General features: G+C 64.9%; 10 protein-coding genes and 1 pseudogene. 4 read left to right on the top strand and 7 right to left on the bottom strand.

Going from position 1 to position 18,818, the window contains the following annotated elements:
- The first annotated feature begins 101 nt into the window (after nt 1–101).
- Nucleotides 102–2,615: an ATP-dependent helicase HrpB gene (gene hrpB, locus C0617_RS00980; RefSeq protein WP_291315155.1), complete on the top strand. Its 2,514-nt coding sequence runs from the start codon at nt 102–104 to the stop codon at nt 2,613–2,615.
- A 176-nt stretch (nt 2,616–2,791) separates the two neighbouring features.
- Nucleotides 2,792–3,568 (top strand): cytochrome c3 family protein, encoded by a 777-nt coding sequence (locus tag C0617_RS00985; RefSeq protein ID WP_291315156.1) that lies wholly within the window; start codon nt 2,792–2,794, stop codon nt 3,566–3,568.
- A gap of 34 nt (nt 3,569–3,602) precedes the next feature.
- Here C0617_RS00985 and C0617_RS00990 read toward each other — a convergent pair whose 3' ends face one another.
- Nucleotides 3,603–6,560 (bottom strand): insulinase family protein, encoded by a 2,958-nt coding sequence (locus C0617_RS00990; protein WP_291315157.1) that lies wholly within the window; start codon nt 6,558–6,560, stop codon nt 3,603–3,605.
- A 167-nt stretch (nt 6,561–6,727) separates the two neighbouring features.
- Between C0617_RS00990 and C0617_RS00995 the strand changes: the two genes are divergently transcribed.
- Together C0617_RS00995 and C0617_RS01000 are read left to right on the top strand one after the other, a co-directional pair.
- The gene (locus tag C0617_RS00995) at nt 6,728–7,360 is read left to right on the top strand and encodes a P44/Msp2 family outer membrane protein (protein ID WP_291315158.1); all 633 of its coding nucleotides are present in this window, start codon (nt 6,728–6,730) and stop codon (nt 7,358–7,360) included.
- Nucleotides 7,361–7,528: 168 nt separating this feature from the next.
- Nucleotides 7,529–8,815, top strand: coding sequence for a hypothetical protein (locus tag C0617_RS01000; protein WP_291315159.1), 1,287 nt, complete (start codon nt 7,529–7,531; stop codon nt 8,813–8,815).
- 797 nt (nt 8,816–9,612) lie between these two features.
- Here C0617_RS01000 and C0617_RS16935 read toward each other — a convergent pair.
- The 6 genes and pseudogenes from C0617_RS16935 to C0617_RS01025 all read right to left on the bottom strand — a co-directional run.
- Nucleotides 9,613–10,713: pseudogene (locus tag C0617_RS16935) on the bottom strand (PKD domain-containing protein); the annotation flags it as partial.
- Between the two features lie 120 nt (nt 10,714–10,833).
- Complete coding sequence (locus C0617_RS01005) at nt 10,834–11,454, bottom strand: hypothetical protein (protein ID WP_291315160.1); 621 nt, start codon at nt 11,452–11,454, stop codon at nt 10,834–10,836.
- Between the two features lie 15 nt (nt 11,455–11,469).
- Nucleotides 11,470–13,338, bottom strand: coding sequence for a hypothetical protein (locus tag C0617_RS01010; RefSeq protein ID WP_291315161.1), 1,869 nt, complete (start codon nt 13,336–13,338; stop codon nt 11,470–11,472).
- 30 nt (nt 13,339–13,368) lie between these two features.
- Nucleotides 13,369–13,821 carry a hypothetical protein gene (locus C0617_RS01015; protein WP_291315162.1) on the bottom strand — a complete coding sequence of 151 codons (453 nt, stop codon included), beginning with the start codon at nt 13,819–13,821 and terminating at the stop codon, nt 13,369–13,371.
- Nucleotides 13,822–14,588: 767 nt separating this feature from the next.
- The gene (locus C0617_RS01020) at nt 14,589–18,143 is read right to left on the bottom strand and encodes a PKD domain-containing protein (RefSeq protein ID WP_291315163.1); all 3,555 of its coding nucleotides are present in this window, start codon (nt 18,141–18,143) and stop codon (nt 14,589–14,591) included.
- Between the two features lie 105 nt (nt 18,144–18,248).
- Entirely contained in the window at nt 18,249–18,746 is a 498-nt protein-coding gene (locus C0617_RS01025; RefSeq protein ID WP_291315164.1) for a hypothetical protein, read from the bottom strand.
- Nucleotides 18,747–18,818: the final 72 nt, after the last annotated feature.

Here is an 18,818-nt window from a genome sequence, read left to right on the forward strand (position 1 = left end):
CCCCCGCCCGGATTCGCACGGGTCCCGGCGGGTTCGCCTGGCTCCGACACGCTCCGCAGCAGCGAAAACGAGCCCGAAAGAGACTTTCTGACAGCCCTTCCATGACCTCTCCTTCGCTTCCCATCGATGCAGTCCTGTCACCGCTGAGGCGCGCCCTGGCCTCCGGCGGCGCGGCGGTCCTCCAGGCTCCTCCCGGGGCCGGCAAGACAACCCGGGTGCCGCTGGCCCTCCTCGATGAGCCGTGGCTGGCAGGCCGGGGCATTCTCATGCTCGAGCCGCGCCGCTTGGCGGCCACCAACGCCGCCCGCTACATGGCCTCCCTGCGCGGCGAGGCGGTCGGAGAGAGTGTCGGCTACGTCATCCGTTTCGACCGGAAGGTCTCGCGCGCGACCCGCATCGAGGTGGTCACCGAGGGGATTCTCACCCGCCGCCTGCAGAGCGATCCGGAACTGTCCGGCGTCGGCCTGGTGATTTTCGACGAGTTTCACGAGCGGGGACTTCATTCGGATCTCGCCCTGGCCCTGTGTCGCGACGCTCAGCAGGGCCTGCGGGAGGACCTCAAGATACTGGTCATGTCCGCCACCCTGGACGCCGCGCCGGTCGCCGAACTTCTCGGGGGCTGTCCCCTCGTGACCAGCGCGGGGCGCAGTCACCCGGTGGAGGTGCGCTACGCGCCGCGGGATCCGCAGGGCCACCCGGCCGAGTGGACGGCCGCGGCCGTGCGCAGGGCCCTGCGTGAGACGCAAGGGGACCTGCTCGTTTTTCTTCCCGGCGCCGGGGAAATCCGCCGCTGCCGCGATCTTCTCGGCGATCTCGGTTCGGGGGTGAGGGTGGCGCCCCTCTTCGGAGACCTCCCCTTTGCCGAGCAGGAGCGGGCGATCCTGCCGGGCAATCTGCGACGGGTGGTGCTGGCGACCAATATCGCCGAGACGAGCCTGACCATCGAGGGGGTGCGGGTGGTGGTCGACAGCGGGCTCGAGCGCCGGCCCCGTTTCGACCCGGCCCGGGGAACGACCACTCTCGAGACGATGCGGATATCCGGGGCCAGCGCCGACCAGCGGACCTGCCGCGCCGGGCGCCTCGGCCCCGGGACCTGCTACCGCCTCTGGAGCGAGGGGACCCAGGGGAGCCTGCTCCCTTTCAGCCCGCCCGAGATCCGCCAATCGGATCTCGCCCCCCTGGCCCTGGAGCTGGCCCGGTGGGGGGTCAGGGACCCCGAGAGCCTGTCCTGGCTCGAACCCCCGCCGCCGGGGGCCCTGGCCGGTGCGAGGCAGCTTCTGCGCCTGCTCGGAGCCCTCGACGAAGGAGATCTCCCGACCGTCCTGGGCGGGGAGATGGCGCTTCTGCCGGCCCATCCGCGCCTGGCCCGCCTGCTGGTGGAGGGGCGCAGGCGCAATGCCCTCGCTCTGGCCTGCGACCTGGCCGCCCTGCTGGGCGAGCGGGATCTTTTTCGAAGGGAGTGGCGGCCCCGCCTCGCAGGCGACAGCGACCTTCTGGAGCGCCTGGAGGCTCTGGAGCGCTGGCGCCGGGACGGCCGGGCGGTCGAAGGGGCCGATCCGGGCGCCTGCCGCGCGGTCGAGCGGGCGGCCCGCTTCTGGCGGCGCAAGACGGCCTGCCGGGGCCGTGCCGGGGGTGGGACGGCCCGGGAGGTGGGGCGCCTTCTGGGGGTGGCCTTCCCCGACCGCATCGCTCTCGCGCGCGAGGGCCGGGATGGTCGCTACCTGCTCTGCGGAGGGCAGGGGGGCCGGCTCTCGCCGCGCTCCGGGGTCGTCGGTCGCTCCCTGGTCGTGGCCGTGGACCTTCAGGGCGGACCCGGCGGCGAGGCCCTGATCCACATGGCCAGCGCCATCGAGATGGACGATCTGGAGGCCCTGGCCGGCGACGGCCTCGCCTGGCGGCGGAGAGTGGCCTGGGACGACCGACAGGGCCAGGTGGCCGCCCGGGAGGAGCGGGTCCTGGGGGCGCTGGTTCTCAACAGCCGGCCGGTCGGCGCCGAGCCCGAAGAGGTGAGGGAGGCGCTGATCGAGGCGATCCGCCGGGGCGGCCTCGACATGCTGAACTGGAGCCCCGAGGCGCGCCAGTACCTCGAGCGGATCCGTTTCGCAGGCCGGGCCTTTCCCGAAGAGGGCTGGCCGGAGCTCGGAGAGGCCGACCTCCTGAGTTCACTGGAGCAATGGCTCGGCCCCTTCCTTGACCGGGTCAGAAAGCGGGCCGACCTGCGGCGGCTCGATCTTCTTCCCCCCCTGCGCTCCCTGCTCGACTGGAACCGCCAGAGGCAGCTCGATGGCCTCGCCCCCGAGCGGCTCGCCGTACCCAGCGGCTCGAAAATCCGGCTCGACTACGCCTCCGAGGGCCCGCCGGTCCTTGCGGTCAAGCTCCAGGAGCTTTTCGGCCTCGCCGAGACCCCGCGGGCGGCCCGGGGCCGGGTCGCCGTTCTTCTTCACCTTCTCTCCCCCGCCCGCAGGCCCATCCAGGTCACCCAGGACCTCGGCAACTTCTGGAACAGCGTCTATCCCGAGGTGAAGAAGGAGCTCAAGGGGCGCTATCCCAAGCATCCCTGGCCCGACGACCCCTGGCGGGCCGAGCCGACCCGGTTCGCTCGAAGGCGCAAATAAGGGCCCGCTCCCTCGGTTGCGGGGGGGGAGTCTTAAGTGTTTTGAATTGTTGATTTTTGTGTGGTCGTTAAGAGGTGGGACGGGTCAGCCTTCGGGGGCTTTTCTTTTGCGGTATTCCTGATAAGGTGGTCTTGTCTCTTATTCCGATGACCAGACCCTTTGCGGGAAGGCCGGCCATGAACAACCGCCCCATCCTGTTCGGATTTCTCGTCCTGCTCCTGTTCGGCGCGGTCTTTTTCGTGACATCCGCGCCGCCCCAGTCCGCCGACCCTTCCCACGATTTCGAGGGGCTCTGCGACGAGTGCCACCGCGCCCGCCCAGGCGCGGGGGAACCGGTCCTTGTCCGGGACGTTGACCTTGTCTGCCTTCAGTGCCATGCCATGTCGAAGGACAACTCCCATCCCACCGGGGTCGTTCCAACCCTGGAGATCCCCTCGGGGTTCCGCCTCGACGGCGGCGGCCGGCTCAGTTGCGTGAGCTGTCACCATCCCCACCTCGAAGTGTCCCCCGAGCGCCCTTATCGGCTCCGGGGAGAGGAGGTGGACAGGGGGTTCTGCGGCCATTGCCATACGCTGGGCGACGGGGGGCACGGCGGCGCCGTATTCCTGGCTCACGCCAAGGTCTATACCCCCCCGGGGGACGTGTCGGTCTCGCTGGACCGCATCTCCAGGGGATGTCTCGCCTGCCACGACGCCCTGAGCGCGGGGGACGTCCACTTCTGCACTTCGGGGTTGGACAGGGTCTGTCTCAGCCACCCCGTCGGCGTGGTTTACGACCAGATCCAGGCCCGCAACCGGGAGCTCAACCCCCGCAGCCAGCTCGACCCCGCGATTTCCTTTATCGAGGGAAAACTCGGCTGCACCTCCTGCCACAGCATCTATTCCACCGAGCGCAAGCTGCTCACCCTCAGCAACCGGGGCAGCGCCCTGTGCCTGCACTGTCACCGGTTCTGAGGCCGTCTTTCGACTTTACCCCTCCAGCGCGGCTTCAGATCCGTTCGATCCGGAGCCCTTCGTCCCCGAGTTCCTCGTTGGCCCGGCGCAGAGCCTCCTCCCCGGCCATGACACCTACCGCGCTCTGCGGCCACTGGGCCAACAGGTGGCGCTCGGCGGCCCGGCGCAGGGATCCGGCGTCCACGGCGAGGAGTTTTCCCCTCAGGCTCTGACGCATCTCCAGGGAGAGGCCCTGCCGGATGTGGGCGAACTCGCGGTTGCCCCGTCCCCCGGGCGAAAGGGGCCGGTCGATCTCGCTGAAGACCGAGAGGACGGCCTCTTTGACCGCCTCGTCGGTGAAGTCGCCGGAGGCGGCCCACTCGGCGGCATCCCGGTAGACCTGCAGAGTGCGGATCAGGTGAGGGTCCCGGTAGGAGAGCATGGAGAAGAGCCCGGTCTCCGGGTCGAAGGAGGCCAGGCCCCCGTAGGCGCCGCCTTTTTCACGGATTTCCCGGTGCAGGTAGCCGGCCCGCAGCAGCCGGGACAGCACCATGAGGGCCGGGGAGTCGGGGTGGACCAGGGGGACGGCGCGAAACACCCGGGTCACGTAGTTCACCGGGAGCGAGGCGGCCCAGCCGGTCCGCAGGGGGCGGGGCGCGAAGGGGCCCGCCGGAGCCGCCGCCTCCTTTGCGCCGCGGGGCAGGGCCTTCAGGAAGGCGCCCAGGGATGGGCGCACCGAGTCGAAGGCCCTCGCCTCGGCGGTCAGCGCGCAGCGGATCAGCCCGCCGTCAAGGAGGCGTTCGCCGATGGCCCGCAGCTTTCCGGCGACCTCCGCCAGCTCCCCGGGGGCCAGAGCGGCGACCTGCTTGGCCAGGCGCACCAGGGAGACCCCGGACCACTCCTCCCGCTGGCTCGCGCCGGCGCTGAGAGAGGCGGCGGCGGCCCGGGCGGCGTAGCGGTGGCCCGCCCCGGGGATGGAGTTCTCCAGGTTGGTCTTGATCTGGTTGAACACCGTGTGCAAACGCTCCAGGTCGGAGAAGTCGGGGGCGGTGAAAATGTCCTCCAGGATGTCGAACAGCTTCTCCCCGTTGCGCCGCAGGGCCTTGCCCTTGACCTCCAGAAGAGGCGCGAAGTCGTCCAGGCCTCCGGGGGACTCGAGGACCGATGTCCCGGCGCGGATGCCGCCGGTGGCCGCGGTCATGCGCTCGGCCATCTCCATGTAGTCGTGGCCCGCCGCCCCGACCTGGGTGAGGGTGGCGCAGAACAGGGGCGCGTAGGGCCGCAGGTCCTCCGGCAGGTCCCGGGTCGACAGGTGGGAGGTGAAGTAGACGATGCCGTTGGTCGGCTGGTCGAACCAGTGCACCGGCGTCCCGCTTTCCTTCCCTGCAAGGGCGCGGACCGGGCGCTCCTCTTCCGGGATGTCGGAGAATTCGAGGGTCGGCAGGACCGAGAGGTCCTCCTCCGCCTCCTGCGAGCGCTGCAGCTCCTCGGCCTCGGCCCGGATGCGCTGCCGGTCCTCCGCGCAGAGGGCCGCGCCCAGCGTCTCCAGGCGGGCGGCGGTCTCCGCCTCCTCGCGCTCGGCCTGCCCGGGGTCGGGGCGCAGGGTCAGGGTCACCCGGTGGGAGTTGCCGAGCAGGTGGCGGCGGATCAGTTCCTGGAAGAAGGGCCCTTGCGCCGCCTCCTTCCGGACCCGTTCGAGGTCCTGGTCGAGCAGCAGGGGGGTGACGGGGTCGCCGGCGTGGATCCAGGGGCCGAGCAGGCGCATCAGGAGCACCAGGGCGTAGGGGTACTGGTCCCCGGTGACCTCCCGGTGGGCGAATTCCATCTGGTGCAGGGCCGCTTCGATCCGCTCCGCCGGGAAGCCCTCCTGCGCCGCCTTCTCCAGGGTGTCGATGACGATTTTTTCGATCTTCTCCGCCTCTTCGGGCTCGGTCCCCTGGAGCCCGGCGGCGAAGAAGGTCTCCCGGTTGTCGTCGTGGTAGCCGGTGCCCGGGGCCAGGTTCTGGCCGAGCTTGCTGTCGAGCAGGGCCTTGTGCAGCGGGGCCGCCGGGTTGCCCAAGAGCAGGTTGGAGAGGAGGGAGAGGGCGGTCCGCTCGAAACTGTCGCTGATCGGGCAGGTGAGCCAGGCCACCTGGACCATGCTCCGCCTCTCCTGGGACTCCTCCGAGGCCAGGGGGAAGGTTTCGATCAGCCTTTTCGGACTCTCGAAGCGCACCTCGTCGGGGACCGCGCTATCGACCGCCTTGTGGCCGAAGCGCGACAGGGCCTTCTCCTCGACGACCCGCAGGTGCTCCTCCAGGGGGAGGTTGCCGTAGGTGCAGAAATAGGCGTTGGCCGGGTGGTAGTAAGTGGCGTGAAACGCGCGCAGCTGCTCCCAGCTCAGGTCGGGAATCGCGGCCGGCTCGCCGCCCGAGTTGTGGCCGTAGGTGGTGGTGGGGTAGAGGGCCCGGTTGAGACGCCGGGCGAGCAGGGACGAAGGGTCGGCCATGGCCCCCTTCATCTCGTTGTACACCACTCCCTTGAAGACGACGGCCGAATCCGGGTCGGCCGGGTCGGCAAGCTCCAGGCGGTGCCCCTCCTGGTGGAAGTCCCGCTCCAGCAGGCGGGGGAAGAAGGCCGCATCGAGGTAGATGTCCATCAGGTTGAAGAAATCCTTGCGGTTCTGGCTGGAGAAGGGGTAGAGGGTCCAGTCGCTGGCGGTAAAGGCGTTCATGAAGGTGTTGAGGCTGCGCTTGAGCATGGAGAAGAAGGGGTCGCGCACCGGGAAATGCTCCGAGCCGCACAGCACCGTGTGCTCAAGGATGTGGGCCACCCCCGTCGAGTCGTGGGGGGTGGTGTGGAAACCGACCGCGAACAGGTTGTTGTCGTCTTCGGCGGCGAGATGGACCATCCGCGCCCCGGTGACCTCGTGCCGCAGTTCGATCAGTTCGGCATTCAGTTCCGGCAAGGGGGTATGGGCGGTAACGGCAAACCCGTGCAGTTTCAAACCTGGTTCCCAGCGGATAGCGGACATCGTCGTCTCCATAGCCTTGTGAGGGGTGGTCTGGGGGAAAAGTGAGTCAGTGTACATCCTTTGCGGAGGAAATAAAAGGAAGGGTTTTTATTGACATTTACCGACTCAGGCCCTAACATTCGTCCGATTAGAGAAAGTTTTAACCCAACATGCGGCACGGGGTGGCAATGCGTAATAAGTGGTTCATATCTCTGGCCTTCATGGCCTCGATCCTTTTGTCCGGGTCGGCCTTTGCCGAACGGGGTCCCGTCTACATCAGCGCCCAGGGCGGCAGCGTCGCCATGAACGACGCCGACCTTACCGGTAACTTTAACACCGTCGAGATCGATTTCGACCCGGGCCTCGTCCTGAGCGGCGCCCTCGGGTACGACGTCGGCGAGGGGCGGATCGAACTGGAGGGCGCCTACCGGCACAACGGCATCGACGGCATCACCCTCGAGGGAGAGAGCTTCAACCCCGGCGGGACGTTCGAGTCCTTCAGCCTGATGCTCAACTCCTACGCCGATTTTCCCACCCGCACGCCGGTCACCCCCTTTATTACCGCGGGGGCCGGCGGCGCCTATGTCAACCTGGCCGAGGACAAGAGCCTCAGCCTCGATTTCGAGACCACCGACGATCTCGTCTTTGCCTACCAGGGCGGTTTCGGGGTCAGTTGCGAGATCAGCCCCAGGGCCCTCATCGACCTGTCCTACCGCTACTTCGCAACGCTCGATCCCCAGTTCGACACCACCGACGGGCGGAGCGTCGATTCCCAATACGCCACCCAGAATTTTTCCCTCGGATTCCGCATGACCTTCTGAGGCGATGTGCAGATGCGCAGTCCGATGGTGGTCTTCTCCGGTATCGATTCGTACGGGTTGCCACGTAGCATCGATTTGACAATCCCGCTAGACTCGTCCATAGCTTTGAAAATAAACAACGATATTGGCTCATTTGCGAGCATCAACCCCTGTCCTTTGAGGTGAACTATGAGACGGTTGAATTTCCTTTTGATCCTTCTCCTGGCGGCGTCCATTAATCTCGTCGGCTGCGGCGGTGGCGGCGGCGGTGGCGGCGCGCCGACCCAAGACGGCAACGACGGCGGCGGCGGAGAGCCGAGCGACGTCCTGCCCGGCGGCGACGTCTACAACTTTACCGATCTCGGCAACAAGGTGGCCAACCTCGGCCTCGACAGCTGGGCGCTGTTCGTCAACAACAACGGCCAGATCGCCGGCGAGACGACCGGCGGCGACCAGCTCTTCACCTACGTCCTGGAAGACAAGGCCGACTCCATGGCCCTCTTTGTCGAACCGCTCGGCGGGTTGACCAGCGAGGCCTACGATTTCAACGACAACGGCCAGGTGGTCGGCCAGTCCGACACGGCGGCCGGCGACTTCCAGGCGTTTTTCTGGGACGTCGACGACGGCAACACCGTCGCCATCGGCACCCTCGGCGGCCCGGAAAGTTCGGCCGAAGCGGTCAACAGCCAGGGCAAGGTCGCCGGATGGTCCGATATCGACGCCAATCAGAATTTTCAGCAGGCCTTTGTCTGGCAGAACGGCGTCCTGACCAACATCCATCCCGACCCGAAGGGTGAATGGGATACGACCAGCAAGGCTTTCGACATCAATGCCGGCGGCAAGGTTGTCGGCTTCGGCAAGATCGACGGGGCGAACCGGGCCTTTATCTGGGATTCCGCTTCCGGCATGCGCAACATCGACGACCTGATGGGTTTTGGCTCCACCGCCCAGCTGATCAACGACCTCGGGTACGTGGCCGGGCAGTTCATCACCTCCAGCGGCGAGGTTCACGCCTTCTCCTGGCAGAACTTCAACCAGGGCATGGTCGAGATCGAGCCTTTGGGCGGCGGCACCGCGATGGCGGTCGTGGCCATGAACGCCTCCGGCCAGATCGTCGGCGATTCCCGCTACCTCTCGATCGCAGAGCCCCCCAACTCGGTTCTCGACACCCACGCCTTCTTCTGGGATCCCCAGGACGGGATCGTCGACCTGGGCACCCTCGGCGGCCGGAAGAGCGGCGCGCTGGCCATTAACGACAAGGGCGAGGTCGTCGGCTGGTCCGAGGCCTCCGACGATTTCGTTCACGCCTTCTACTGGAAACCCGGCAGCGCGAAGATGGAAGACCTCGGCCGCCTGTACAGCTTCGGGGGCGACACGAAGGTCAACGACATCAACGACGACGGCATGATCGTCGGCGAGGCGAAGACCTTCTCCGACGACGACATCGTCACCAGCTGGTACGGAGAGCAGAAGTAGCCGGTTGTAATTTCCGGACACAGCATGACCGATAGAAAAAGCGGGCCCCGCCGCAATGGCGGGGCCCGCTTTTTCTATTTTATGGAACAAAGGTTGTCGCCACAGCAGGAGAGGGCACTGAGAAGGCCGGGCAACCCCCCTCTGTAGCTGCGGCTCAAGGGGTGGCCACTCATCTCCCCCCCCCCTTGCGTCAAGGAAGCGGCTTTCCCGGTCCCATATCCCGGGCACAACCCCGCGCGGCGGGAATGGTTTCCCCATTTCTGGCGGCGCGGGCTGCCGGGGAGTTTTTCCCCTGGCGCGGATCTGCGGCGGCGACCTGAACGATGCGGCCAGGGGGGGGGCAATGGCCAGGCGTGGAATCCTTTATCTCTGCAGGGGGGCTGCGTTGCCGCACCTTGCATGGTTTCGAGCCCGGCAGTCGCATTCCCGACCGACAGCCGGGCTCATGTGTTCGATTGCAAGAAGACCAGGCTCTAAGAAGACCTTTGTCGTCCCCCCTTCCGCCTTCGCTGCTATTTTTCAGGCAATTCCAGCTCTCGCTTCGTCGGTTCGCTCCGCTCCGCTTGACCCACCCTGCGGATGTTTTGCTCTCTGGTTCGTCTGTCGATGAGTCGGCGCAGGGTGGATCAAGGAGCGCAGCGCCGAATCGCCCATGACAATGCCGCCGCATTCCGCACGCCTCGCGGGAACGAAAAAAGGCCCGGGGAAAAATCCCCGGGCCTGATGTCATAACAATTGATTCGACTGTTGGGTCGTGATTACGGCAGGGTAACTTCAACCGTAGCAGTCTTCTTCANCTTCATGTCCACCTTCACGTTGTTGGCGCTGTCCCAGGTGTAGACGGACAGCTTGTAGGTGTAGGTGCCGTCTTCGTCGTTGTCGAAGCCGGAGAAGAGCATGTAGTCATGGTCCACGGCGGTGCTCGTGCCGGTAATGGCGACCGTGTCCTTCTTGCCGTCACCCCAGTAGATCACCAGCTGGTCAGCAGCCGCCTGGTCGGCGACGGAGAGACCGGAGGTGTCGAAGGTGATGGTGACCGACCGATCATCGAAAGCGGTGAGGTCGGCAGGCGTGATGGCGATGTTGGACGCCGGGTTGACCACGGTGACCTTGGCGTAGGTGCGTGTCCGGGTGCCGTCGGGAGAGACCGCGGTCAGGGTGATCGTGAAGGTGCCGAGCTTGTTGAAGGTGTAGGTTGCGGTAGCGCCTTCAAGCTGGGTCGACCCGTCACGGAAGTCGTCCTGGCCGTAGTTGCCCAGGGCGAGGTCGGACGTCTGCCAGTAGTAGCTGTAGCCGGCGCCTTCGTCCGTGGCGGTGAGGGTCAGCTCGGTGCCGATGACGGCGGTGTAGTGGTCGAAGGAGTAGCTGAGCTGAGCGTTGTTGAGGCCGAAGGTGGTGTTCACGTCGAAAGTCGCGCCAGAGGTGATGGTCATTGCGGCGGTCGGCACGATAGCGGCGATCTCGCCGGCGGTCTCGGTCAGGCTGCCTGCCGCCATGAGGGCATCTTCGTCCTCAAGGTAGGCAACCCATGCGGCGCGGGAGCCGTCTCCGACCACATCGCCATTGAGGTCCTTGTACCCGGTGCCGTCCATGCCGGCGTCTTCGGGGTACATGGCCTTGCTGCGCTCCATGGTCTCGCCGACCATGCGGTAACCGGCGTTGGCGCTTTCGGTGGTGCAGGCGCCGTCGCCGTAAGCCACGAAGGCTCCTTCCTGCGGGGTTGCGCCGGGGGTCCAGCAGCCGTCCACATGGAAGGGGACTTCGCGGGACTGACCGAGCTTGTTGCCGAGCTCGGCGCCGGTGAACATGTCGCCTTCTTCGGTGACGATCTCAAGCTGCTCGGCCCCGCTGACCATGAAGTTGCCGCCGGCAGGCGCCTTGATCGCGGTGCCGATCATGTCGAATGTGCCGCTGAAGAACTCCTCTGCAGCCGAGTGACACTCGGAGCAGCCGAGGCCGGTGATCTCGCCGGCTTCGTTCTTCTGGCGCTCGCCGAGGACGAACGCGCCGACCTTCGCCTAACGGACGTTGTGGGTAAGGGTGAAGGGCGCGCCGACGAAGGAGTACTTGACGCGGTCCTTCCAGGAGAAACCGTCGGTGGTCTGGGCGCTCAGGTAGGCGTCGACCTCCTCGGGAGTGGAGAAGACGGCGTTGCCGCCGTAGACGCCGACGTAGTTCCACTGGCCGGTGAAGGTGCCGTCCGCGGCGTAGGCGCTGGCGAAGGCGCCGCCGCCGAAGCCGACGGGGATGTTGGCGAAGCCGCTCGGGCCGTAGTTCATGCGGCCCTTCATGTCGCGGGAGATCGGCGGGTCGTAGTTGAGGTATTCAAAACCCTCGCCGTCGATGGTGGTCCCGCCGGTGTTCTGGTGGCCCAGGGGCTGGCCGACGACGCCGTCGCCGTTGCCGTCGAAGTCGCCGGAGAAGTTGTTCCAGATGATCGCGTCGATGATGTTTCCGGCGAAGAGCTTGGCGCGGTGCCGGGAGTCGCCGGTGGCGTAGTCGCCCGTCTTCATCCACAGGTAGAGGGGGCGCCACTCGGTGAGGTTGGAGTAGTCGCCGGCGTAGGCTTCGAACATGGCATCGCCAGCAGCCCCTTCAGCGAACATGTCGCGGGTCAGGCCCATGGGGTTGGAGAACATGCCGAACATCCCCTGCTATGCAGCGAAGCCGAGCATGTTGGGGTAGCGGTTGCCCGAGGTGGAGTCGAGGGAGCGGACCGCCATCTGCTTGCGGTAGATGTGGCAGACGGTGCAGTCCATGACGTCGAGGTGGTTGCCGATGAAGGGCTCGTTGTCCTTCCCGAACGCCTGGGTCATGTTGGCGAGCAGGCCGGCCTCGCCGTGGGCGATGTCCGGGTTGGGGGCGCTGAAGGTGCCGATGGCGACGCCCTGGGTGTTGGTGCCGTTGATGTGGCAGTCGACGCACTCCTTGACGGTGTTGTTGCTGTCGAAGGTGGTGCCGTTGACGGTGGTGCCGTTCTCGATGCAGCTCAGGGCATCCCAGCCGCGGCCCGGATCGCACAGGGACTTGCCGTCGAAGGTGGTGCTGCCGTCTTCGGCAATCACGTCGACCTTGGTGGTGTTGGTGTCGTAGTGGCAGCCTGCGCAGCCGATGTTGAAGTGGATGTCGTCAGCAATGCCGCCGAAGAGATCGCCGCGCTTGAACCACTCGGCCTTCGGGAAGGGAACGACGCTTTTTTTCAGGATGTTCTGGTCCTGGTAGCCGGTGGGGACGCCCTCGTCGAACAGGGGAGCCTCGTAGTAGAGAGGGCCGGTGCCGGCCGGGTTGCCGCCGCCGATTTCCGCCGCCATCAGCAGATTGAAGGCGTTGGGGTTGGTGGCGTTGGTCGCCCAGAAGTTGGGCAGGAAGGCGTTGGTCAGCGCTTCGCCGGGCATGCCCATGGGCGAAGTGGCGATGGCGCCGGTGTTGTAGATCGTCGCGCCCATGGCCGAGGGGAAGCCGATGGAAGGCACGAAGCCGTAGTCCGACATGCCCATGGCGTCGGCGCCGGTGATGGCCGGAGAGGTGAAGTAGGAAGCCCGGGGCATGGGGAACATGGCGTTCATCGGATGCTCGGGATTGATCTCCTGGGAGAAGTTCCAGGTGTTGCCCATCGGCGCGTTGAAGTCGAACGCCGGCATTTCCAGACCGGTGAAGCTGGTCATGTTCTGGATGGCGTTGGGGTTGAAGACCATCGGTGCCGAGGAGAGGTAGTCGCGCATCATGTCGGGCAGGTCTTTCAGGCCCGAAGGTGCGTGGCACTGCATGCAGTTCTCATCCTTCGGGTTGGCTTCGATCTTGCTCAGGGCGTAGTCGCTCAGGGAGAGAGCGTTGAAGCCGTCCATGACGACCATGCCCTTTTGGCCCATGAGGGTCAGGGTGCCGTCGGAGAGTGCCGTGCCGCCCATGATCGGGGTGGTCGCAGGCATCGCCACGGTGTAGCCCTGCATGGTGGGGCTCATGGAGTTGGTGTCCATGATGCCGGAGCCGGCGGCCGGGGCGGCGAAGAGCATGCCGCTGTAGGTCATGACCGAGGACATCAGGTTCTGGTAGCCGTCGAGGTGGCAGAACAGGCAGTCCATCTCCTTGACGTTGGGAATCATGATCTGGTTGTCGACGACGCCAGGCATCATTCCATCGTAACCCCAACCACCGGAGTAGGGAACGCCCTCGATCGGAGCGACGGTCATCCCGTCCATGTTCGGGAAGGCCCAGGGGGCCTGGGAGACGACGGACATTTCTTCGCCGGTGTTCGGGTCGAACATCTCGAAGGCGAAGTTGTTGAAGGCGTTGTAGACCTTGCCGGCGTCCATATCGAAGTCCCCGGCGCCGGGATCGCCGGCCATCGGGTTCTTCATCGACAGGCGCATGCCGTTGCGGTCCATCTCGGAGAGGGAGCCGCCGACGTGGCAGCTGCCGCAGATGGTCGCGGCGTCCCAGGCCGACAGGTCGACGGCCTTGAGGAATTCGTCTGCGGTGTAGTACTTGTCGTCAATAACGGGGGTGTTGGTGTCCTGGTCCATAAAATTCGCCACCTGGCGAAGAGAAGGACTTCACCACTTGCCCCACATGCCGCCGGTCTGGGTCCAGGGCTTGACCTGGTCGGCGGTGAAGGCGGTGGTGCTGGCGTCGTTCCACTCGCCGTAGGCCAGGCTCGAGTGGAAGGCGTGCTTGGATATCATGCCGTAGTCCTGGTCCACCCCGTCATAGACGTGGCAGCCGGAGGTGCCGCAGGTCTGCTTCGGGCTGTAGGGCATGCCCTTCAGGCTGTTGCCGTCGACCTGGACCTGCATCGGGATGAGATTGCCTTCGCCGTCCCACATCCCGTACTGCATGGAGAGCTCTTCGAAGGTGTTGACGGGGATGGTCAGGTCCTCCCCCGCATCGGGATAGCCGGCGGGCCATACCGTGGGGTGGGCCGCAAAGGCCGTCCCTGCACCGAAGGTCAGTACCGCCAGGGCGGTAGCGACCGTCAGGAGCACGGTGTTGAGTTTTCGATTTTTCATGCGTTGCTTCCTTTCGTTTCGATTGTTGTTCGAAAACAAACATTTCTTCGCCGCGTGCGGTGGTCGATTCCCTTTTAAGGCACCGATTTTCCTCGGTTGCCTGCGCCTTCCCATGGTCCTGCCGTGTTGGGGCACGGCTTCGGTAGAGAGTCGCGGGAATCTACACGCAAATTGCGGATAGAAGAGAGCCACGGCGTTTTACTGCCAAATCAGTACCAATTTGTCTGCGGCCAGAAGAATTGTTTTCAAAAACTATATAAATAGAAACATATTACAGGGAATTAAACGGCTGGTCGTGCAAGAAAAGAAACCCCTAACCATGCGAAAAACAAATAAAAATTTTTAAATAAAATGGGGTTTACGAAGGGCCGGAAAGAAAAATATTTTGCATGCAGGAAAGCCTTTTGGCGACTAGTGGAAAGTACCCAGGGGGCTTGGGTGACAGGGGCTTGGCTGGGTGGTGTTTGGGTTCAGGCCGCTCGAAAGAGCGATTCAGGGGTGCGGGATATCACCTGATGGTGGGTGAAATCCCGCACTTTGTTTTCGGGAAAGGGGCGGGGGGGCTTGACAGGGCACGAATCGGGGGGGGACGTCCTTGGGATTGGGCGTTGCCGGTTTTGACCCGGCTCCGGTCGCCTGCCGGGTTTGGCCTCCGGCGGAAGAGCGGCACGAGCAGGGATGCGGTCGCCCTGCGAAATGAAAAAAGGCCCGGGGAAAAATCCCCGGGCCTGATGTGTCATTGCAAGTGAACTGACTGCTGGTGATGATTACGGAAGGGTGATCTCAACCGTGGCAGTCGCCTTCATGTCCACCTTCGCGTTGGTGGCGCTGTCCCAAGCGTAGACGCTCAGGTTGTAGCTGTAAGTGCCGTCTTCGTCATTGTCGAAGCCCGCGAAGAGCATGTAGTCATGGGCAACGTCAGTGATGTCGTCGGTGCCGTCGATCGCCACGGTGTCCTTCTTGCCGTCACCCCAGTAGATGACCAGCTGGTCAGCATCGCCAGCAAAGGCCGAGGTGTTGAAGGTGAGGGTTACCGACCGCGAGGAGAAGGCGGTGAGGTCGGCAGGGGTGATGACGATCGTCGATGCCGGGTTGACCACGGTGACCTTGGCGTAGGAGCGTACGCGGGTGCCGTCGGGGGAGACCGCGGTCAGGGTGACCGTGAAGGTCCCCAGCTTGTTGAAGGTGTAGGTTGCCGAAGCGCCTTCGACCTGGGTGGACGTGGTGCGGTAGTCGTCCTTGCCGAAGTTGCCGTAGGAGACGTCCGAAGTCTGCCAGTAGTAGCTGTAGCCGGCGCCTTCGTCGGTCGCGTTGAGAGTCAGCTCGGCGCCGATGGTAGCGGTGTAGTGCTTGAAGGTGTGGCTGAGCTGGGCGCCGTTGAGGCCGAAGGTGGTGTCCTCGTCAAAGGTGGCGCCGGTGACGCCGGTGATCGCGGCGACAGGCACGATGGCGTTGAAACCGCCGTCGCCGTCGTCAACAAGGCCTGCCTGCGCTTTCATCGCGTCGACGTCCTCGAGGAGGGCGATCTTGGTCGCGAGGGCAGAAGAGTCGAGCTCGGGATACATGAACTGATCCCGGCCCAGGTCGTGAGTCAGGCGGTAAACGGCCGCGCCGTCTTCACAGGCGATCGGGGTCGATTTGTCGGCCTCGAGGCAGCTGTCGAAGTGGACGTCGATGAGCTTGCCGTCGGACTTCCTCAGGGCTTCGGAGCCGGTGCGCAGGTCGTCTTTAAACGCCATGACTTCGAAGTCGACCACGGGGCGCTGCATCATGTTGGTCGTGGTCATCGGGTTGGCCAGGTCCATGCCGAAGGTGAAGCCCGAATCGTCGTAGTCGTATTCGGCCGTGGCGGGAACGCCGGAGCCGGTCATGTCGTAGCCGCCCGAGAAGAAGCCTTTGCCGGGTGCGTGGCAGTCGGCGCAGTCGTTGCCGAGGACATACGTTTCGGTGGCGACGACGTTGTGGGTGACCTGGAAGGGGTTGCCGCCGAAGAAGACCAGCTGGGTGTCGACCCAGTCGGCGCCCGCGTGGGTTTTGAAGGCGTCGATTTCTTCGGGGGTGGTCAGCATGACGTTGCCGCCGTAGACGCCGACGAACTGGAAGTCGCCGCTGAAGCTTTGACCGTCAGGCGCGTAGACGCTGTCGTAGGCGGGATCGGAGCCGAAGCCGATGGGGATGGTGGCCAGGGGGCCACCGGCGAAGTTCCACTTAGCCTTCATGTCGCGGGCGATCCAGGGATCCCACTTGATGAAGTTTTCGCCGGGATGGTCAGGGTCGGCTGCCATCCAGTTGGCGTTGAGCTCGGCCTGGTCGCCGTTGGCGTCGAAGTCGCCGTTGGCGTCATCCCACATCTGGGCCACGATGAAGTTGATGGGGATCAGGTTGCGGCGCCACTCGGGATTGGGCTGACCGTTGACAATCTTGGGATGGTTGTCGTACCAGCCGTAGATGGGGGTCCACTGCTTCATCTCGGCCTTGAGCATGGCGCGGGCGGCGTCGCCGTCGGTGGCGCCGTCAGCCATGCCGGGGAAGTTGGCGGCCATTTTGCCGATCAGGCCCATCGCAGCGGCCATTTCGTTTTCATCGTAAGTGGCCATGCCGTCGCCGTCAAAGAGGGTCGGGAAGTAGGAAGCCATCATGCCGGCCAACCGGGGACCCCAGGTCGGATCGACCATGATTTTGGAGGAGAAGTCCGCGACGCCGAGACGGGTCATGGCGATCATCAGCTCGATGCTGGTGAAGCCGCCCAGGTCCTTGTTGAAGCCCTGGTTGCCCATGTTGTAGGTGACGGCGCCGATGGCCTGAGCGTCGCTCATGTTGTCGGAGGTCATCGGGTCGGTGAACATGCCCATCATGCCCTTGGACTGGTCGTAACCGATCATGGCGGGGTAGCGGTTGCCCGAGGTGGAGTCGAGGGAACGGACGGACATGGTCGGCTTGTAGATGTGGCAGACGGTGCAGTCGATGACGTCGAGGTGGTTGCCGTCGAATTCCACTTCGTTGGTGCCGTCGGTGGTCCTCAGGGCCTTGGTCACGTTGGCGAGCAGGCCCTTTGCGCGGTGGGCGGCGGTCGGGTTGGGAGCGCTGAAGTTACCGATGGCGATCCCTTCCACGTTGGTGCCCGTGATGTGGCAGTCCTGGCAGCGCTTGACGGTGTTGTGGGTGTCGATGGCGACCTGGCCGCTTTCGACGCCGCCCATGCGGGTTTTGCCGCGGCCCGGATCGCACTGGTTCAGGTCGGGGTTGGTGCTGTTGGTGTTGTAGTGGCAGCCGCCGCAACCGAGGTTGAGGTGGACTTCCAGCTTCTTGTCGCCCCAGAGGTCGCCACGCTTGAACCAGTCGGCTTTGGGGAAGGGGATGGTGGCCTTCTTGAGCGCGTTCTGGTCGCCCATGGGCAGGCCGGCTTCCGGCATGCGGCCGGCGTAGAAGAGCGGGCCGGACTCGCCGTCTTTGTCGCCGCCAGCGACGGCCATGTTGGGGTTGCCTTCATTGTCGAACATGCCCCAGTCGGCGTCGAGCGCCATGGGGAAGATGCCGAAGGGACCGGACTGGTCGTTGCCGTCCGTGTCTTCCCAGCCCATGGTCATGAAGTTGAGGACGATCGAGGGCGATTTGGCGTTGGGGGCCACGAAGGCGGAGTTGAGGTCGTAGCCGGGCATCGCCATGCCGTTGATCGCGCTGCCGTTAGGCTGCTGGGAGCTGTCGGCGTTGTACTGCATGGGAGCCGCGGAAAGGAAGGTTGTGAACATTTCCGTGAAGTTCGCCATGTTGTTCGGCAGGTGGCACTGCATGCAGTTGGCGGTCGGGGGCTCGGCCTTCAGGTTGGCGATGACGGCGCCGGAGAGGGTGGCGATGTTGCCGAAGGCCTCGAAGCCGGGGATCGTGCCGCCGAGGGTGAAGGTGCCGGGCATGTAGGCCTGGGTGAACATGTTCATCAGGCCGGCGCCCATGGAGGGGGCGGCGTTGAAGTAGCCCATCTGGGTGGCGGCGGAGTTGACGATGTTGTTGTAGCCCTCGAGGTGACACATGAAGCAGTCGGCCTCGCGGACGTTGGGCATCATCATCTGGCTGCCGGGGCCCCAGCCCGCGGGGGCGATGACGGCTTCGCCGCCCATGGTGGCCGGGTACGACCAGGCGGCGGTGGCGACTTCGAAGTCGGCCGCGCCGGTGGCCGGGACGTACTGCTCGAGCACGTAGTTGCTGTAGGGATTGAAAGGACCGGTGGTCGGGTTAGGCACGGGGCGCTGGGAGTGACGCAGGCCGTCGAGGCCTTTTTCGACCAGGGAGCCGCCGACGTGGCAGCTGCCGCAGGTGGTGCCCATGTCCCAGGCAGCCAGGTCGACCTCGGCAAGAAATTCAGCTTCAGTGTAGGTCTTTCCGGATGCGTCCGCATTCGTGAAGTCCGCCGACTGGCGGAGCGAAGGCGGTCACCACTTGCCCCACATGCCGTTGGTGCTGGACCACGGCTTGCCGCCCTGGGAGGTTTCCCGGGCGCCGGTTTCGTTGTCGCCGAAGTGCTTCCACTCCTGGGCGCCAAGCTCGATGTGGAACGCTTCGTCGTTCATCGTGTCGTAGCTGACCAGGGTGGCGGTCGCATCGTTGGCGTCAACGTTGCCGGCGCCGTCCCAGCGGTCGGTGGTGCCGTTGTGGCAGTTGCCGCAGGTCATCTTGGGGCTGTAGGGGAAGCCGGTGCCGCCCATCTGCTCGGTGCCGACGATGGTGACGGGCATCAGCTGGAAGTCGACGCCGGGGACGGCGTCTTTGGCGTCGACCTGAGCGACGCCCTGGAACTGCATGGAGACTTCTTCGAAGGTGTACAGGGGAATGTCGGGATGCGCCGCAAACGACACCCCTGCTCCCATGCACAGCGCCGTGCAGACCACGGCAACCGTGAGGAGCAATGACTTGTACCGTTTATTAATCATTTAACCAGTCCTTTCGTTTCGATTGAAATACCGAAAAACTGCAGTCTGTTCTTGTGTGTAAGCGGATCAGAT

The sequence above is a fragment of the Desulfuromonas sp. genome (genome assembly GCF_002868845.1).
Lineage (GTDB): Bacteria > Desulfobacterota > Desulfuromonadia > Desulfuromonadales > BM501 > BM501.

What these genes read in the sequence shown, in the direction of transcription:
- hrpB (WP_291315155.1), top strand. Translation starts at nt 102, where the DNA reads ATGACCTCTCCTTCGCTTCCCATCGATGCAGTCCTGTCACCGCTGAGG.
- C0617_RS00985 (WP_291315156.1), top strand. Translation starts at nt 2,792, where the DNA reads ATGAACAACCGCCCCATCCTGTTCGGATTTCTCGTCCTGCTCCTGTTC.
- C0617_RS00990 (WP_291315157.1), bottom strand. Translation starts at nt 6,560, where the DNA reads ATGTCCGCTATCCGCTGGGAACCAGGTTTGAAACTGCACGGGTTTGCC.
- C0617_RS00995 (WP_291315158.1), top strand. Translation starts at nt 6,728, where the DNA reads ATGCGTAATAAGTGGTTCATATCTCTGGCCTTCATGGCCTCGATCCTT.
- C0617_RS01000 (WP_291315159.1), top strand. Translation starts at nt 7,529, where the DNA reads ATGAGACGGTTGAATTTCCTTTTGATCCTTCTCCTGGCGGCGTCCATT.
- C0617_RS01005 (WP_291315160.1), bottom strand. Translation starts at nt 11,454, where the DNA reads ATGTTCTCCAACCCCATGGGCCTGACCCGCGACATGTTCGCTGAAGGG.
- C0617_RS01010 (WP_291315161.1), bottom strand. Translation starts at nt 13,338, where the DNA reads ATGGACCAGGACACCAACACCCCCGTTATTGACGACAAGTACTACACC.
- C0617_RS01015 (WP_291315162.1), bottom strand. Translation starts at nt 13,821, where the DNA reads ATGAAAAATCGAAAACTCAACACCGTGCTCCTGACGGTCGCTACCGCC.
- C0617_RS01020 (WP_291315163.1), bottom strand. Translation starts at nt 18,143, where the DNA reads ATGGGCACCACCTGCGGCAGCTGCCACGTCGGCGGCTCCCTGGTCGAA.
- C0617_RS01025 (WP_291315164.1), bottom strand. Translation starts at nt 18,746, where the DNA reads ATGATTAATAAACGGTACAAGTCATTGCTCCTCACGGTTGCCGTGGTC.